The following is a 14,198-nucleotide window of genomic DNA, read 5'->3' as shown; positions in this document are numbered from 1 at the left end:
CGCCGGTGGCCATCGCGCCGGGGTACGCTGCCGCGCGCGATGACTGCTTCTCCCGTTGGACCGCCGTCGGCCGGTGACGCGGCCCTGCCACTCTGGCGGGTCGCGGCCGCTGGCGGCGTGCTGGCCTGGACGGCGCTGGTGCACGTGCATCCGCCGCGCTTCTTCGCCGTCGCCTCTGTCTTCTGCGCCGTCTGGCTCGCGGTGACGTGGCGGGCGATGGGCCCCTGGCGCAGGCCGCCTCCCTCCTTGTCGCTTCCGGATACCGCGTGGGGTGTCGCCCAGGCGGTGGTGCTGTACGCGGGCGCGAGGGCCTTCCTGTGGGCGTTCTGTGGCGGCTTTACCGACGCGCTCTGCGGGCCGCTGCGAACCGTCTACTCGACGTTCGGTACGGGCTCACTGGGGACCGCGCTGGCCCTGGTGCTGCTGCTCGTTCCGGCGGAGGAGCTGTTCTGGCGAGGGTGGGTGCAGGGCGCGCTGCGTCCCCGGCTGGGCCGGTGGGGCGCGGTCGCCGGGTCGGCGGTGCTGTCGAGCGTCGTGCTGCTGGGCTTCGGTGAGCCGTTGCTGGCGCTGGCCGCGCTGCCCACGTCGCTCGCCTGGGGAGCGCTGGCCGAGTGGCGCCGGACGCCCGCCGCGTCCTGGGTAAGCCATGCCCTGTGGGACGTGCTCATCGTCGTGGTGTGGCCCGCGACGTGAGCGCGCGTGCCACAATGCGCGCCCATGGCTTCGACCCCTGAGATCGTCGTCTTCGGCGCGGGCAGCATCGGCTGTTACGTGGGCGGGCGGCTCGCCGCGACGGGCGCGACGGTGCGCTTCATCGGCCGCGAACGAATCGTGGCGGAGGTGCGTGCGCACGGCCTGCACCTGACGGACTGGCAGGGCGCGGACCTGAAGGTGCCCTCGGCGGACGTGCGCATCGACACGGGGCCAGAGGCGCTGTCCACGGCGGACCTGGTGCTCGTCACGGTGAAGTCCGCGGCGACGGAGGAGGCGGGACAGACGCTCGCGCCGCGGCTCAAGCCCGGGGCCATCGTCATCAGCTTCCAGAACGGGCTGCACAACGCGGCGGTGCTGCGGGGGCTTCTGCCCGGCCACACGGTGCTCACGGGCATGGTGCCCTTCAACGTCGCGGCGCAGGGGCAGGGCCACTTCCACGCGGGGTCGGAGGGCACGCTGGAGGTGGAGCGGCACGCGGTGCTCACGCCGTTCGTGGATGCATTCACCCGAGCGGGGCTGGCGCTGAAGCAGCACGCGGACATCGTCGCGGTCCAGTGGGCGAAGCTGTTGTTCAACCTGAACAACGCGCTCAACGCACTGGCGAACCTGCCGTTGAAGGAGGAGCTGTCCCAGCGCGCGTGGCGGCGGTGCCTGGCATTGGCGCAGAGCGAGGCGCTGGCGGTGCTGCAACTCGCCGGAGTGAAGCCCGCGAAGCTGACGCCGCTGCCACCGGGGTGGATCCCCACGCTGCTGGGCTCACCCGACGCGGTGTTCGGCGTGCTGGCGAAGAAGATGCTGGCCATCGACCCGAAGGCGCGCTCGTCCATGTGGGACGACCTGCACGCGGGGCGCAAGACGGAGGTGGACTACCTCAACGGCGAGGTGGTCCGGCTGGCCCATCAACACAAGCTCTCCGCGCCGGTGAACTCACGGCTCGTGGAGCTCATCCGCGAGGCGGAAAGTGGGAACCGCCGCGCGTGGACCGGGGACGCGCTGCTCGCGGACCTGAAGCAGGCGGAGCGCGAGAACTGGGGGTGAGGTCCATGACCGCGCGTGACGGACCGTGCGGTCACGGGAGCTTCATCCACGGGGGCGTGGCGGGTTCATCGCTCCCGCCACGCCGGCCTCATGGGCTCAGGTGGACTGCGCCTGCGTCTGGGCCGCCGGGGTGGCCGCGGGCGGCGGCATCTGGGTGGCCACCTGCGTGAGCAGCGCCGTCATGCGGCGGGCGAAGCGGTTCGGGTCGCTCAGCGGGCTTCCTTCCGTGAGCAGCGCCTGGTCGTGGAGCAATTCAATCCACTCGCCCACCTGCGGAGCGGCCGGGTCGTTCGCGAGGAGTCCGCGCAGGTGCTCGATGACCGGGTGCTTGGGATTGACCTCCAGGATGCGCTTGATGCGCGGCATCCCCTTGCCGCGCTCCTTGAGCAGGCGCTCCAGGTAGGCCGGCGTGCCACCCTCCGACACCACCAGGCACACCGGCGAGTCCGTGAGGCGGTCCGACACGCGCACCTCGCGCACGTCCTCCTTCAGCACGTCCTTCATCTTGTCCGTCAGGCCCTTGAGCCCTTCGGACTGCTGCTCCTTCGCCTTCTTCTCCTCCTCCGTGGACTGGAGCTTCAGGTCCGCGTTGAGCGCGGAGACCAGCGCCTTGCCCTGGAACTCGCGCAGGCCCTGCGCGGCCCACTCGTCCACCGGGTCCGTCATGAAGAGCACCTCGTAGCCGCGCTGCTTCAGCGCCTCCAGGTGCGGGCTGTCCGCCACCGCCTTCCGGCTCTCGCCGTAGACGTAATAGATGGCCTCCTGGCCCTCCTTCATGCGGCCCACGTAGTCCGCCAGCGACGTGAGGCCCTCTTCACGCGAGGACTCGTAGCGCACCAGCGCGCCCAGCTTCTCGCGGTACTCCGTCTCCAGCGTCAGGCCCTCCTTCAGCACCGTGCCGAAGGACTCCCAGAACGCGCGGTAGTCGTCCGGCTTGTCCTTGGCCAGCTTCTCCAGGAGGTCCAGCGACTTCTTCACCACGTGCTTGCGGATGGCGCGCACCACCGCCGAGTCCTGCAACATCTCACGCGACACGTTGAGCGGCAGGTCGTCCGAGTCGATGACGCCGCGCACGAAGCGCAGCCACTGCGGCACCAGGTCCTCGCAGCGGTCCATGATGAACACGCGCTTGACGAACAGCCGCACGCCGCGCTGCTGCTGCGAGTTCATGTCGAACGGCGGGTGCCTGGGCACGAAGAGCAGGCCGGTGAACTGCTGCGTGCCGTCCGCCTTGAAGTGCGTCCACGCCAGCGGCTTGTCGTAGTCGTGCGTCAGGTGCTTGTAGAACTCCTGGTACTGCTCGTCCGTGATTTCGCTCTTCGGACGCTGCCAGAGGGCGCTGGCCTTGTTCACCACCTCCAGCGCGGTCTCCGTGGCCTGCGTGTCACCGCTGCCCACGTGCTTGGTCACCTGGAGCTTGATGGGGTGGCCCACGTAGTCCGAGTACTGGGTGATGAGCTGCTTCAGCTTCCACTCGTCCAGGAACTCCTTCTGGTCCGCCTTCAGGTGCAGCGTGATGGCGGTGCCGCGCGTGGCCTTCTCCGCCGGCTCCACCGTGAAGGTGCCGTGCGCCTCCGAGGTCCACTTCCACGCGGACGTCTCACCGGCGGCGCGGCTCACCACCTCCACGCGGTCCGCGACGAGGTACGCGCTGTAGAAGCCCACGCCGAACTGGCCGATGAGCTGCACGTCGTTCTTGCCCTTCTGCGCCAGCGCCTGGAGGAACTCGCGCGAACCGGAGTGCGCGATGGTGCCCAGGTTCTTCACCAGCTCGTCATGCGTCATGCCGATGCCGGTGTCCTCGATGGTGAGGGTCCCCTTGTCGGCGTCCGGGATGATGCGCAGCTCCAGCGCGGGCTCGTCCTTGAGCAGCTCCGGCTCCGTGATGGAGCGGAAGCGCAGCTTGTCCAGCGCGTCGGACGCGTTGGACACCAGCTCTCGCAGGAAGATCTCCTGGTGGCTGTAGAGCGAGTTGATGACCAGGCTCAGGAGCTGCTGGATCTCCGCCTGGAATGAATGGGTTTCCCGCTGGGGGTGGGTCTCTGCGGACATGAAGGCCTCCGGGCGCTGACGGAACGCGCCAATGCCCTTCCCCATAACCATGCCCGCCGGCTTGTCGAGAAGAGGGAATCCACCCACACCGGTTGCTGGGAGGCGGGGGCGGGTTGGGGTAGGGAAGGGGGCATGCCCAAGTCCAGAACCCTGCTGCCCTTGCTCGGCGCGCTGCTCCTGTCGGGCGCCGCCCCCGCCCAGGAAGCCCCCGCCCGCCTGCCCGACGCCCCGACGCTGAAGCGGATGACGGCGCGCTTCGCCCCCGTGGACGTGAAGGTGGACGTGTCCAAGCTGCCGGACGCGGAGAAGCGCGCCCTGGCGAAGATCCTCCAGGCCGCCCGCATCATGGACCCGCTCTTCCTGGGCCAGGCGTGGGCGGGGAACCAGACGCTGCTCCTGGACCTGGTGAAGGACACCACGCCCCTGGGCAAGGAGCGGCTGCACGCGTTCCTGCTCAACAAGGGCCCCTGGTCCCGCCTGGACGAGGCGAAGCCGTTCATCCCCGGCGTGCCGGCCAAGCCGGACGAGGGCAACTTCTATCCCGCCGGCGCCACCAAGGCGGAGGTAGAGGCCTGGGTGAAGAGCCTGCCGGAGGCGAAGCAGCACGAGGCCACGGGCTTCTTCACCACGCTGCGCAAGGGGCCGGACGGCAAGTTCGTGAGCGTGCCCTACAGCGTGGAGTACCAGGGCGAGCTGGGCATGGCCGCGCAGCTCTTGCGTGAGGCGGCGGCGCTCACCCAGCAGCCCACGCTGAAGCGCTTCCTGGAGACGCGCGCGGCGGCGTTCCTGTCCAACGACTACTACGCGAGCGAGGTCGCGTGGATGGAGCTGGACGCGAGCGTGGAGCCCACCATCGGGCCCTACGAGGTCTACGAGGACGGCTGGTTCAATTACAAGGCCGCGTTCGAGGCCTTCATCGGCGTGCGCGACGACGCGGAGACGCAGAAGCTGGCGAAGTTCAGCGCGGAGCTCCAGGAGCTGGAGAACAACCTCCCGATTGAGCAGGGCCTGCGCAACCCGAAGCTGGGCGCACTGGCCCCCATCCGCGTCATCAACAGCATCTACTCGTCCGGTGACGGCAACCGGGGCGTGCAGACGGCGGCCTTCAACCTGCCCAACGACGAGCGCGTGGCGGCGGAGAAGGGCACCAAGCGCGTGATGCTGAAGAACATCCAGGAGGCCAAGTTCCAGCGCGTGCTGGTGCCCATCGCGAAGGTGGCGCTGCCCGCGAAGGACCGCAAGGACGTGTCCTTCGACGCCTTCTTCACGCACATCCTCATGCACGAGCTGATGCACGGCCTGGGGCCCCACAACGTCACCGTGGCCGGGAAGCAGACGACGGTGCGTCAGGCGCTGCAGGCGGCCTCCAGCGCCATTGAAGAGGCCAAGGCGGACATCTCCGGCCTGTGGGCGCTCCAGCGGCTGGTGGACAAGGGCACGCTGGACAAGGACCTGCAGCGGACCATGTACACGACGTTCCTCGCGTCCGCGTTCCGCTCCATCCGCTTCGGCATCGACGAGGCGCACGGCAAGGGCATCGCGCTCCAGCTCAACCACTTCCTGGACACCGGCGCGGTGAAGGTGAACGCGGACGGCACGTTCGAGGTGGTGCCGGACAAGATGCAGGCGGCCGTCACGTCGCTGACGAACCAGCTCATGACGCTCCAGGCCCAGGGTGACCGCGCCGCCGCGGAGGCGCTGCTCGCGAAGCAGGGCGTGGTGCGCCCCTCCGTGCAGAAGGTGCTGGAGAAGCTGAAGAACGTGCCGGTGGACATCGAGCCGCGCTACGTCACCGCCGACTCGCTGGTGAAGGACTTCGGCGCCCCCCCGTCCACGCCCGCCGCGAAGTAGCGTCCCGGCCGCGCTTCCGTCCCTCGCGCGCTTTTCTTCGTGCGCGGGGGGCGGGGCATGGCCAGTAAGGGAGCCATGGCGCCCGAGCCCTCCATCCGTCTCGCTCCTCCCGACCCGTGGGGCGTCGTGCTTGCGCTCGCGGTGGTGGGCGCGTGGGGTGGGCACCTGGCGTGGATGCTGGCGGGGCCCGGGCTGCCGTGGGCTTCACCGCTCCCCTGGCTGCATGTCCTCCTTCAGATGTGGCTGTCCACCGGCCTTTTCATCACCGGGCATGACGCCATGCACGGCACGGTGTCCCTGAACCGCCGGGTGAACGCGGCGGTGGGGGGGCTGGCCTGCTTCCTCTTCGCGGGGCTGTCCTACCGCCGGCTGGTGGTGAACCACCGCGCGCACCATGTGGACCCCACCGGCGAGCACGACCCGGACTTCGCGGCCCGGGGCCTGTCGTTCTGGCCGTGGTTCGGGGCCTTCATGGTCCGCTACACGACGTGGCCGCAAATCGCGGTCATGGCGCTGAAGTTCAACGTGCTGCTGTGGCTGGGTGTCCCCCAGGCGCGCATCCTGGCCTTCTGGGTGCTGCCGTCGGTGCTGGCCACCGTGCAGCTGTTCTACTTCGGCACGTACCTGCCGCACCGGCGCCCGGAGACGGAAGGGATGGCGCCGCACCACGCGCGCTCCCTGCCGCGCAACCACCCGTGGGCCCTGCTGTCGTGCTTCTTCTTCGGCTACCACTGGGAGCACCATCAGTCCCCCGGCACGCCCTGGTGGCGGCTGTGGCGGGTGAAGGACGCCCGGCGGTAACCGGAAAAGGCGCTGGAGCGTTATAGAGGGAGTCATGCGCGACAAGCTCCCTCCCGAGCCCCCCGGCTCCGAAGTGACGCCCGAGAAGCTCTACGTGCGCCGCCGCGAGTTCCTCAAGAACGCGGGCCTGTTCGCGGGCACCGCCGCGGTGGTGGGCGGAGGGCTGTACCTGCTGGGCATGAAGCGCACCCGGCCCATGGACGGCTTCGTGCCGGACGCGGGCACGGTGGACCAGCCGGTGGCGCCCGCCCAGGGCCTCTTCAGCACGGACGAGCCCCGCACGCCCTACGAGGACGTCACCACCTACAACAACTTCTACGAGCTGGGCCTGGACAAGAACGACCCGGCCCGCCGTGCGCACCTGTTGAAGACGCGGCCGTGGACGGTCGTCATCGACGGGGAAGTGCACAAGCCGTGGACCGTGGACGTGGACCAGCTCATCTCCGCCTTCCCGCTGGAGGAGCGCGTCTACCGGATGCGCTGCGTGGAGGCCTGGTCCATGGTGATTCCGTGGCTGGGCCTACCCCTGGGCAAGCTGCTGGACCGCGTGCAGCCCACGTCCTTCGCGAAGTACGTGGCCTTCACCACGCTGGAGGACCCGGAGCAGCTGCCCGGCCAGAAGAGCCCGGTGCTGGACTGGCCCTACGTGGAGGGCCTGCGCCTGGATGAAGCCATGCACCCGCTGACGCTGCTGGCCACGGGCCTGTACGGCAAGCAGCTGCCCGCGCAGAACGGCGCCCCGCTGCGGCTGGTGGTGCCGTGGAAGTACGGCTTCAAGGGCATCAAATCCATTGTCCGCATCACGCTCACGCGCGAGCAGCCGCCCACGACGTGGAACATCGCCAACCGGCGCGAGTACGGCTTCTACGCCAACGTGAACCCGGCGGTGGACCACCCGCGCTGGAGCCAGGCCACGGAGCGCCGCATCGGTGAGACGTCGCGCCGGCCCACGCTGCCCTTCAACGGTTACGCGGACGCCGTGGCCGGCCTCTACCGCGGCATGGACCTGAAGCGGGACTTCTGAACCATGGCCTCCTCCAAGCTCCCCTGGCTGAATCCCGCCATCGCCGTCGGAGGGCTCTCTCCGCTGCTGCTCCTCGCGATGCAGGGGGCGCAGGGACAGCTGGGGGCCAACGGCATCGAGTTCGCCCTCAACCAGACGGGCCTCTTCGCGCTGGCGGTGCTGGTGGGCTCGCTGGCGTGCACGCCGGTGCGGCTGGTGACGGGCTGGACGTGGCCCGCGCGCATCCGCCGCACGCTGGGACTGTTGGCCTTCACCTACGCGGCGGCGCACTTCCTCACCTATGCCGTGTTGGATCAGGGCCTGGACGTGCGCGCCATGGCGAAGGACGTCTTCACGCGGCCCTTCATCACCGTGGGCTTCACCGCGCTGCTGCTGCTGGTGCCGCTGGCCGTCACCTCCACCAACAAGTGGGTGCGCAGGCTGGGCTTCCCCACGTGGCAGCGCCTGCACCGGCTGGCCTACGTGGCCGCGGTGCTGGGCGTGGTGCACTTCGTGTGGCGGGTGAAGAAGGACGTCACCGAGCCGGTGCTCTACGGGGCCGTCCTGGCGCTGCTCTTCGCGGTGCGGGTAGGGGAGGCGCTGCGCAAGCGGCGGGCGCTCGCGAGGGAGCGCCCGGCCTGAAGCAGGCTACTTCGCGGCGGCGCGGGGCAGCGGGAGGATGGTGTCCACCAGCGTCATCAGCTGCGCGCAGCTCACCGGCTTGCGCACGAAGGCGCTGATGCCGGCCTTCTGGCCCAGCGCGCGGACCTCCGCCACGTTCGGGTCGCCCGTCATCATCAGGATGGGGACCTTGGACAGCCTGGCGTTGCTGCTGGCGCGGATCTGCCCGGCGAAGTCCGCGCCGTTCATCCCGTCCATGTGGAAGTCGGTGAGGATGAGGTCCACCTGCTCCGCCTCGGCGACCTTGAGGCCCTCCTCGGCGGACTCCGCCTCGAGGAACTCGAAGCTGCGGGCCATCAGGTAGATCTTCAGCAGCGTCCGGATGGAGCGGCTGTCGTCCACCAGCAGTACTCGCTGCGGACCGGTCCCCCCGGTCGGACGGACCGTGGGCGTGCTCCCCGTGGGACGGGAGGGCGCGTTTTCGGGGACGGAGAGAGGACCGGCCTTCATCGGAATCAAAACCTCGGGGAGGAAACGCCTCCAGCGGCTTCGCCCATGGTCGCGGAAGGGCCCTGCGAAGTCAAAGCAACCCAAGGCCATACACCGCGATTTCGGGAGGGCGAAAACGACCTCAGCGGACCTCCAGCACGAAGGCCTGGGACTGCACGCCCGGCAGCCCCGCGGCCTCCGCGAGCGCCGGGTCCAGCTCGTTGGGCAGCCGCCACGTCTGACCCGTGGACTGCAGCAGGGTGACGCTGTAGCGACCCGGGGGCACGGCCGTGAGCGGCGTGGGCGCGGCGGGGTCGCGCGCGTCCAGCGCCTGGGCGCGGATGGCCACCACCAGCTGCGGAACGAAGACAGGCTGCGGGCGGGGCTTCCCCTGTTCATCGAGCAGCGCGGCGAGCAGCGGGTCGGGCACCAGCCCGGCCGCCAGCACCACCGCGTCCGGCTGGCCGTCGTGGTTGTGGTCCGTGTCGTCCGAGTAGCCCGTCACGCCCTCCGCCAGCTTGCGCACGATGACGCGCGGCCAGACGACGTCCGGCTTGCCGTCCGCGTTGGCGTCGTCCGGGACGCCGTCCTTGTTGGCGTCCCCCAACTGCACCCAGAAGCCCGGAGGACGCTGGTCCACCGGGCCGGTGAGGGCCTGCGGCGTGAGCGTCAGCGTCTTCAGGGGCGTGGACGCGGTGTTGAACTCGCGCGCGTCCGCGGTCTGGAACGCCGGCCGGTCGAAGGGCACGGTGGCCGAGTCCGCGAAGGACACGGAGATGCCGGTGAGCGGCTGGGGCCAGCCGTCCGCGTCCGTCGTCACCTCCAGGATGCGCGTGGCGCTGGTGGCGGGGTCCACCGCGCCGCCGCCCACGTCGCCCGCGTTGGGCTCGGAGGTGACGCCGTACCAGGGGTTGAAGTCCGACACGTGGCAGGGCTGCGGGGCGCTCCGGCAGGTGTCCGCATCGATGAAGCCGCGCAGCAGGTAGCGGCCCGGCTCCACGAGGCTCAGCGAGAACGGCGCGGTGAACGGGCCCGTGGAGCTGTCGCCCATGGACGCGCCGAACAGCTCCGCGGCGGTGACGACGGTGAAGGCCAGCGGCCGGCCGGAGCCCGCGGGCGGCGGCGGGTTGGCCGCGTCGTAGAGGAACACGATGGCGTTGCCGCGGGCGCGCGACTGGACCACCAGGTTGCCCTCGATGCGGGCCGAGCGCGTGTGCTGGCGGCCGTCCGCCGTGGGCACCACGTCCGGGGCATCACAGCCGCCTGACAGCAGCGACGCGAGCGTGAACGCGAGGAAGGGAAGGGCGCGCTTCATGGGGTCACCGTGAGGTTGGCGAACACGCGCCGCTCGATGCGGTTGCCGAAGGGGTGCTCCGCGTGGCCGCCGCCGAGCTGGCTGCCCTGCAGCGCCACGGAGACGAAGTCCTTCACCACGGTGTAGCCCACGCGGGCGTTGACGACGGTGTACGCGGGGAGGTTGTTGGCGATGAGGTCCACGCGCGTCGGGTCGGACGCGGAGGGCTCGCGCTCCACCCAGGTGGTGGAGGACGTGAACGCCGCTTCGATGCCGAACTCCAGGTCCGTGCGCGTGCGGTAGGTGACGCCGCCGAAGAGCCGGAATGCCGGCGTCTGGCTGCACGTGCCGCACTGGTTGTCGTCCGGCAGGTCGGAGCTGATGTGCTGGTACGCGGCGCTCGCCTTCACGCCCAGGCCGTCGATGGGGGACACGTTGATGCCCGCCTCGACGCCGCGCGCGGTGTAGATGGCGGCCTCGTTGGTGAACATGGAGCGGCCCAAGAGGTAGTTGCCGGTGCCGCTGTCGAAGGACTCGCCAGCGGGCAGGGACTGCACGGGCGACAGGGCAATGAGGTCCTTCACCGTGTTCTGGTAGAGGGCCACGTCCCAGTCCAGACCCAGGCGCGGGGACTCGCCGCGCCAGCCCAGCTCCAGCGCGTTGAGGCGCTCGGGGCGCAGCGTCCGGTTGCCGGTGGTCAGCAGGCTCACGCCGTTGACGCCCGGCACGGGCACGGGCAGCCGGGTGTAGCTCTCCAGGAACGTGGGCTCGCGGAAGGCGGTGGCCACGGACGCGCGGAAGGCGTGCCCTTCAATGGGCTGGAACACCGCGGACAGACGCGGCGACTGCGCGATGCCCGGGTTGCCCTTGTCGAGCAGCGGGTGGCGGTCCACGCGGTAGCTGACGATGAGGCGCAGGGGCTGCACGATGCGCCACTCGTCCTGGACGAAGGCCGCCGCGTGGAACTCCTCGCGCAGGCCGTCCAGGTAGGTGAAGGCCACGCGCTTCAGGCGGCCCTCCACGCCGATGTTCACCTGGTGCTCACCGGCCAGTTCGAAGCCGCGCGCGTACAGCGCTTCACCGTTGAAGACGTTGGACGCGACGCTGGTGCCCAGCGAGCGCTGGCCAATGGCCTCGTACTGGGGACCCGCGTCGCCGGACAGGTGGTTCCAGAACGCCTTGAGCTTCACCGCGCCCAGTTCCACGTCCGCCTTGGCGTACGCGCCCAGGCCGTCGATGTAGTAGTTGCGCAGCAGGCCCAGCGGATAGATCTCCGTCAGGTAGCGGTGCACGCCGCCGGAGACGCCAATCGCGCGGCCCTCCTGGAACGTGTAGACGGTGGACAGGTTGGCGCGAGCCCCGCGCTGCCCCAGGTCCGGATCCGCGGGACCCTGCAGGGCGAAGTCCGGACGGCCGGTCTCGTAGTCACGGCTCCACTTGTCCTCCTGCCGGTAGGCGGCGGACGCGCGGTAGCGCAGGCCCCCGTTCTGCCCGTGGCTGACGAAGGAGCCCTGCACGGTGTTGCCGCCGCCCGCCATGGCGCCGAAGCGCGCGCGCCGGCCGGTGCCGGGGGCCTGGGTGATGATGTTGATGACGCCCAGCATCGCGTTGGCGCCGTACAGCGCGCTGCCCGGACCGCGGATGACCTCGATGCGGTCGATCTCCTCCAGGCCGATGGGCAGCCCCGCCCACACCGTGAGGCCGAGGAAGTCCTGGTACTCCGTGCGGCCGTCCACCAGCACCAGCACCTTGTTGGCCAGGCGCTGGTTGAAGCCGCGCAGGCTGACGTTGGCGCTGCCCACGCCCATGGCCATCACGTCCGCGCCGGGCACGCGGCGCAGGAGCTCCGGCAGCGTGGTGGCACCCGACAGGCGGATGTCCTCCGCGGTGATGACGGTGGTGGCGTTGGGCGCTTCCAGCGAGGACTGGGCGCGGCGGCTGGCCGTCACGACGCGCTCTTCGTACGGCACCAGGCCCTGGTCGCCAGAGGTGTCGCCGGACTCGGCGCCGCCGCTGGAGCTGACGGTGGTGGGGCCGGGCGTGGCCGCGGGCTGCTGGGAGCCCTGGGGCTGCGCGGACATGGACTCCGCGCGGGCGACGGCCTTCTCCAGCCGCTCCATGAGCGAGGCCATCTGCTGCTGGGCCTGGATGCTCGTGGGGGGCGGCGGCGGCATGGGCAGGCCGGTGGTGGAGCCTGTCGTGCCGGTCTCGGTGCCGGGGGCGGGCGCCTCCGCCTGGGCCGCCTTCTGCGTGGCCTCCAGGCGCGTCACCTGGGCCTGCACGCTGACGGCGTCCGGCGGGTTGGAGGCGAGGTAGCGCTTGTAGGCGTCCAGCGCTTCGTCCAGCCGGCCCGCGTCCTGGTACGCCCGGGCGATGTTGTAGAGGACGCTGGGATGCGGCTTGATGGTGTAGGCCGCTTCCAGCTCGGCGATGCCTTCATCGAACTGCTTCTGCTCGATGAGGTTCATGCCGTTGCGGAAGTGGCGGCGCGCTTCGAGGCGCGCGTCCGCCAGGGCCTCGGTCGCGCAAAGACACAGCGCGAGGAGCGCCCCACGTCGGAAGGCTGTCGGGGGATTCACTGGTACGGATCGTCCTTGTACGAGGAGGCCGGAGTCTTGGGGGAAGACTTCGGTCCCGGTTGCTTCTTGATGCGCGGAAGCTTGATGGAGACGCTGACGGTGGAGCCCGGCTCGCCCGCGTACTTCTTGCTGACGGTCTGGTAGCCGTCCATGGCGAACGACACCTCCACGGACGCGAGGCCCGGGCCGTCAGGGGTGTGGTTGATGACCAGGGGCGTCGTGCCACGCACCTTGCCGTCGAGCATGATCTCCGCGCCCTGGGGCTCACTGTCCAGGTCGAAGCGCACGGGCAGGGGGGCGGCGGGCGGCGGCGTCACGGCGGCGGTCTCCGCGACGGCGGCGGGCTCGCGGGCGGGCGGCGGCTGCGCGACGGGCGCGCGCGCCACGGGGGCGGAGACGGCCGGCTCCATCGGGGGCTTCTGGGCCCCTTTCAGCACGAAGACGCCCGCCACGCCCAGGCCCACGAACAGGGACGCGCCGAACAGCGCGATGCCCAGGCCCTTCCTGGACTTCTTCTCCGCGAGGCCACCGGCCTCGTCCACGGAGATGTCCAGCGCCATGGTGTTGGGCGCGGGCGTGGGGCCGGAGCCCAGCGCCTGGTGGGGGCCGGTGTGGATGCCGCTGTGCGGACCGCTGTGGGGGCCGGAGCCCACCGCGTTGAGGCCGGTGCGCGTGGCGAAGACGCCGCTGACGCCGGACGCGGACGCGGCGGTGCGCATGCCCTGGAGCACCGCGTCCATGGACGCGTAGCGGTCCACGGGGCGCTTGGCCAGGCACTTCATCACCAGCGCCTCCACCTCCGCGGGCACGTTGTGGTCCGGCCACACGGTGTGGAAGGGAGGCGGCGGGTCGTTGATGTGCTTGACGATGACGTCGATGCTCTGCGCCGCCTGGAAGGGCGGCCGGCCCATCAGCGTCTGGTAGAGCACCACGCCCAGGCTGTACACGTCGCTGCGCGGATCCGCGATGTTGCGCGCCTGCTCCGGCGCCATGTACTGCGGCGAGCCCAGGATGACGCCCGCCTGCGTGAGGGTGGTGTCCTCCTTCATGGAGGCGTCGCCGGAGAAGGACTTCACCAGGCCGAAGTCCAGGACCTTCACCACGTCGTGATCCGCCTCCTGGTTGAGGATCATCACGTTGGCGGGCTTGAGGTCGCGGTGGATGAGACCGACCTTGTGCGCCTCGCGCAGCGAGCGGGCCACCTGCTGCCCGATGGCGAGCGCGCGCTCCCACGGCAGCGGCCCTTCCTGGGTGAGCAGCTGCGACAGCGTCAGCCCCTCCAGGTACTCCATGGCGATGTAGTAGATGCCGTCTTCCGTCTTGCCGTAGTCGATGACGGTGACGGTGTTCGGATGGCGCAGCTTCGCGGTGACGCTGGCCTCCAGGAAGAAGCGCTTCTGGAAGCCCGGGTCCTTGCCCTCACCGCTGTACTGCGGGTTGAGGACCTTGAGCGCCACCAGCCGGTCCAACGGGGCCTGCATCGCCTTGTAGACGCGGCCCATGCCTCCGGCGCCAAGCGTCTCCAGGATGCGGAAGCGCTCGTTGAGGATCCGCCCGAGCAGGGGATCCGGCACGTCGGCGGGCGCGCCCTGGCGGCGGGCGTCGCTTTCGATCATGTGTTCCCCCAAGGCGAAGAGAAGGACCGCATACGTCTTTTCGGACCCGGCGGAGCCTAGCACCGCCTTTGAAAACCGCCCAAGAGACGTGCCGCTATCATCGCCGCGCCCCGGCGCCGAGTTTCCGGCCCGCGCGGCGC

General features: G+C 70.3%; 11 protein-coding genes. 6 read left to right on the top strand and 5 right to left on the bottom strand.

Annotated elements, in window-relative coordinates; all coding sequences use genetic code 11:
* Positions 1–39: 39 nt before the first annotated feature.
* Together ACX114_RS32910 and ACX114_RS32905 are read left to right on the top strand one after the other, a co-directional pair.
* Complete coding sequence (locus tag ACX114_RS32910) at positions 40–693, top strand: CPBP family intramembrane glutamic endopeptidase (RefSeq protein ID WP_459291201.1); 654 nt, start codon at positions 40–42, stop codon at positions 691–693.
* A 24-nt stretch (positions 694–717) separates the two neighbouring features.
* Positions 718–1,752 (top strand): 2-dehydropantoate 2-reductase, encoded by a 1,035-nt coding sequence (locus ACX114_RS32905; RefSeq protein ID WP_459291199.1) that lies wholly within the window; start codon positions 718–720, stop codon positions 1,750–1,752.
* A gap of 96 nt (positions 1,753–1,848) precedes the next feature.
* On the opposite strand, the gene htpG is transcribed toward ACX114_RS32905, so the two are convergent.
* Positions 1,849–3,804 carry a molecular chaperone HtpG gene (htpG, locus tag ACX114_RS32900; protein ID WP_459291197.1) on the bottom strand — a complete coding sequence of 652 codons (1,956 nt, stop codon included), beginning with the start codon at positions 3,802–3,804 and terminating at the stop codon, positions 1,849–1,851.
* Between the two features lie 132 nt (positions 3,805–3,936).
* Between htpG and ACX114_RS32895 the strand changes: the two genes are divergently transcribed.
* The 4 genes from ACX114_RS32895 (at position 3,937) to ACX114_RS32880 (ending at position 8,101) form a co-directional block, all read left to right on the top strand.
* Positions 3,937–5,655, top strand: coding sequence for a dipeptidyl-peptidase 3 family protein (locus tag ACX114_RS32895; RefSeq protein ID WP_459291195.1), 1,719 nt, complete (start codon positions 3,937–3,939; stop codon positions 5,653–5,655).
* A 75-nt stretch (positions 5,656–5,730) separates the two neighbouring features.
* Positions 5,731–6,456, top strand: a complete 726-nt coding sequence (locus ACX114_RS32890; RefSeq protein WP_459291193.1) for a fatty acid desaturase — start codon at positions 5,731–5,733, stop codon at positions 6,454–6,456.
* Between the two features lie 34 nt (positions 6,457–6,490).
* The gene (gene msrP, locus ACX114_RS32885; RefSeq protein WP_459291191.1) at positions 6,491–7,480 is read left to right on the top strand and encodes a protein-methionine-sulfoxide reductase catalytic subunit MsrP; all 990 of its coding nucleotides are present in this window, start codon (positions 6,491–6,493) and stop codon (positions 7,478–7,480) included.
* Between the two features lie 3 nt (positions 7,481–7,483).
* Entirely contained in the window at positions 7,484–8,101 is a 618-nt protein-coding gene (locus ACX114_RS32880) for a protein-methionine-sulfoxide reductase heme-binding subunit MsrQ (RefSeq protein WP_459291189.1), read from the top strand.
* Positions 8,102–8,107: 6 nt separating this feature from the next.
* Here ACX114_RS32880 and ACX114_RS32875 read toward each other — a convergent pair whose 3' ends face one another.
* The 4 genes from ACX114_RS32875 to ACX114_RS32860 all read right to left on the bottom strand — a co-directional run bounded on the left by ACX114_RS32875 (position 8,108) and on the right by ACX114_RS32860 (position 14,058).
* Positions 8,108–8,482 carry a response regulator gene (locus ACX114_RS32875; protein WP_459291187.1) on the bottom strand — a complete coding sequence of 125 codons (375 nt, stop codon included), beginning with the start codon at positions 8,480–8,482 and terminating at the stop codon, positions 8,108–8,110.
* A 229-nt stretch (positions 8,483–8,711) separates the two neighbouring features.
* The gene (locus tag ACX114_RS32870) at positions 8,712–9,884 is read right to left on the bottom strand and encodes a hypothetical protein (protein ID WP_459291185.1); all 1,173 of its coding nucleotides are present in this window, start codon (positions 9,882–9,884) and stop codon (positions 8,712–8,714) included.
* On the bottom strand, positions 9,881–12,442 hold the full coding sequence (locus ACX114_RS32865; protein WP_459291183.1) for a TonB-dependent receptor domain-containing protein: 2,562 nt from the start codon (positions 12,440–12,442) through the stop codon (positions 9,881–9,883). Before ACX114_RS32865 ends, ACX114_RS32870 begins: the two co-directional genes overlap by 4 nt.
* Positions 12,439–14,058 carry a serine/threonine protein kinase gene (locus tag ACX114_RS32860; RefSeq protein WP_459291181.1) on the bottom strand — a complete coding sequence of 540 codons (1,620 nt, stop codon included), beginning with the start codon at positions 14,056–14,058 and terminating at the stop codon, positions 12,439–12,441. Before ACX114_RS32860 ends, ACX114_RS32865 begins: the two co-directional genes overlap by 4 nt.
* Positions 14,059–14,198 lie beyond the last annotated feature (140 nt).

This window comes from Corallococcus sp. M7, from assembly GCF_054512695.1.
Note: the sequence above shows the minus strand (reverse complement) of the source record. Positions and strands in the feature narration are given on the sequence as shown.

What these genes read in the sequence shown, in the direction of transcription:
- ACX114_RS32910 (WP_459291201.1), top strand. Translation starts at nt 40, where the DNA reads ATGACTGCTTCTCCCGTTGGACCGCCGTCGGCCGGTGACGCGGCCCTG.
- ACX114_RS32905 (WP_459291199.1), top strand. Translation starts at nt 718, where the DNA reads ATGGCTTCGACCCCTGAGATCGTCGTCTTCGGCGCGGGCAGCATCGGC.
- htpG (WP_459291197.1), bottom strand. Translation starts at nt 3,804, where the DNA reads ATGTCCGCAGAGACCCACCCCCAGCGGGAAACCCATTCATTCCAGGCG.
- ACX114_RS32895 (WP_459291195.1), top strand. Translation starts at nt 3,937, where the DNA reads ATGCCCAAGTCCAGAACCCTGCTGCCCTTGCTCGGCGCGCTGCTCCTG.
- ACX114_RS32890 (WP_459291193.1), top strand. Translation starts at nt 5,731, where the DNA reads ATGGCGCCCGAGCCCTCCATCCGTCTCGCTCCTCCCGACCCGTGGGGC.
- msrP (WP_459291191.1), top strand. Translation starts at nt 6,491, where the DNA reads ATGCGCGACAAGCTCCCTCCCGAGCCCCCCGGCTCCGAAGTGACGCCC.
- ACX114_RS32880 (WP_459291189.1), top strand. Translation starts at nt 7,484, where the DNA reads ATGGCCTCCTCCAAGCTCCCCTGGCTGAATCCCGCCATCGCCGTCGGA.
- ACX114_RS32870 (WP_459291185.1), bottom strand. Translation starts at nt 9,884, where the DNA reads ATGAAGCGCGCCCTTCCCTTCCTCGCGTTCACGCTCGCGTCGCTGCTG.
- ACX114_RS32860 (WP_459291181.1), bottom strand. Translation starts at nt 14,058, where the DNA reads ATGATCGAAAGCGACGCCCGCCGCCAGGGCGCGCCCGCCGACGTGCCG.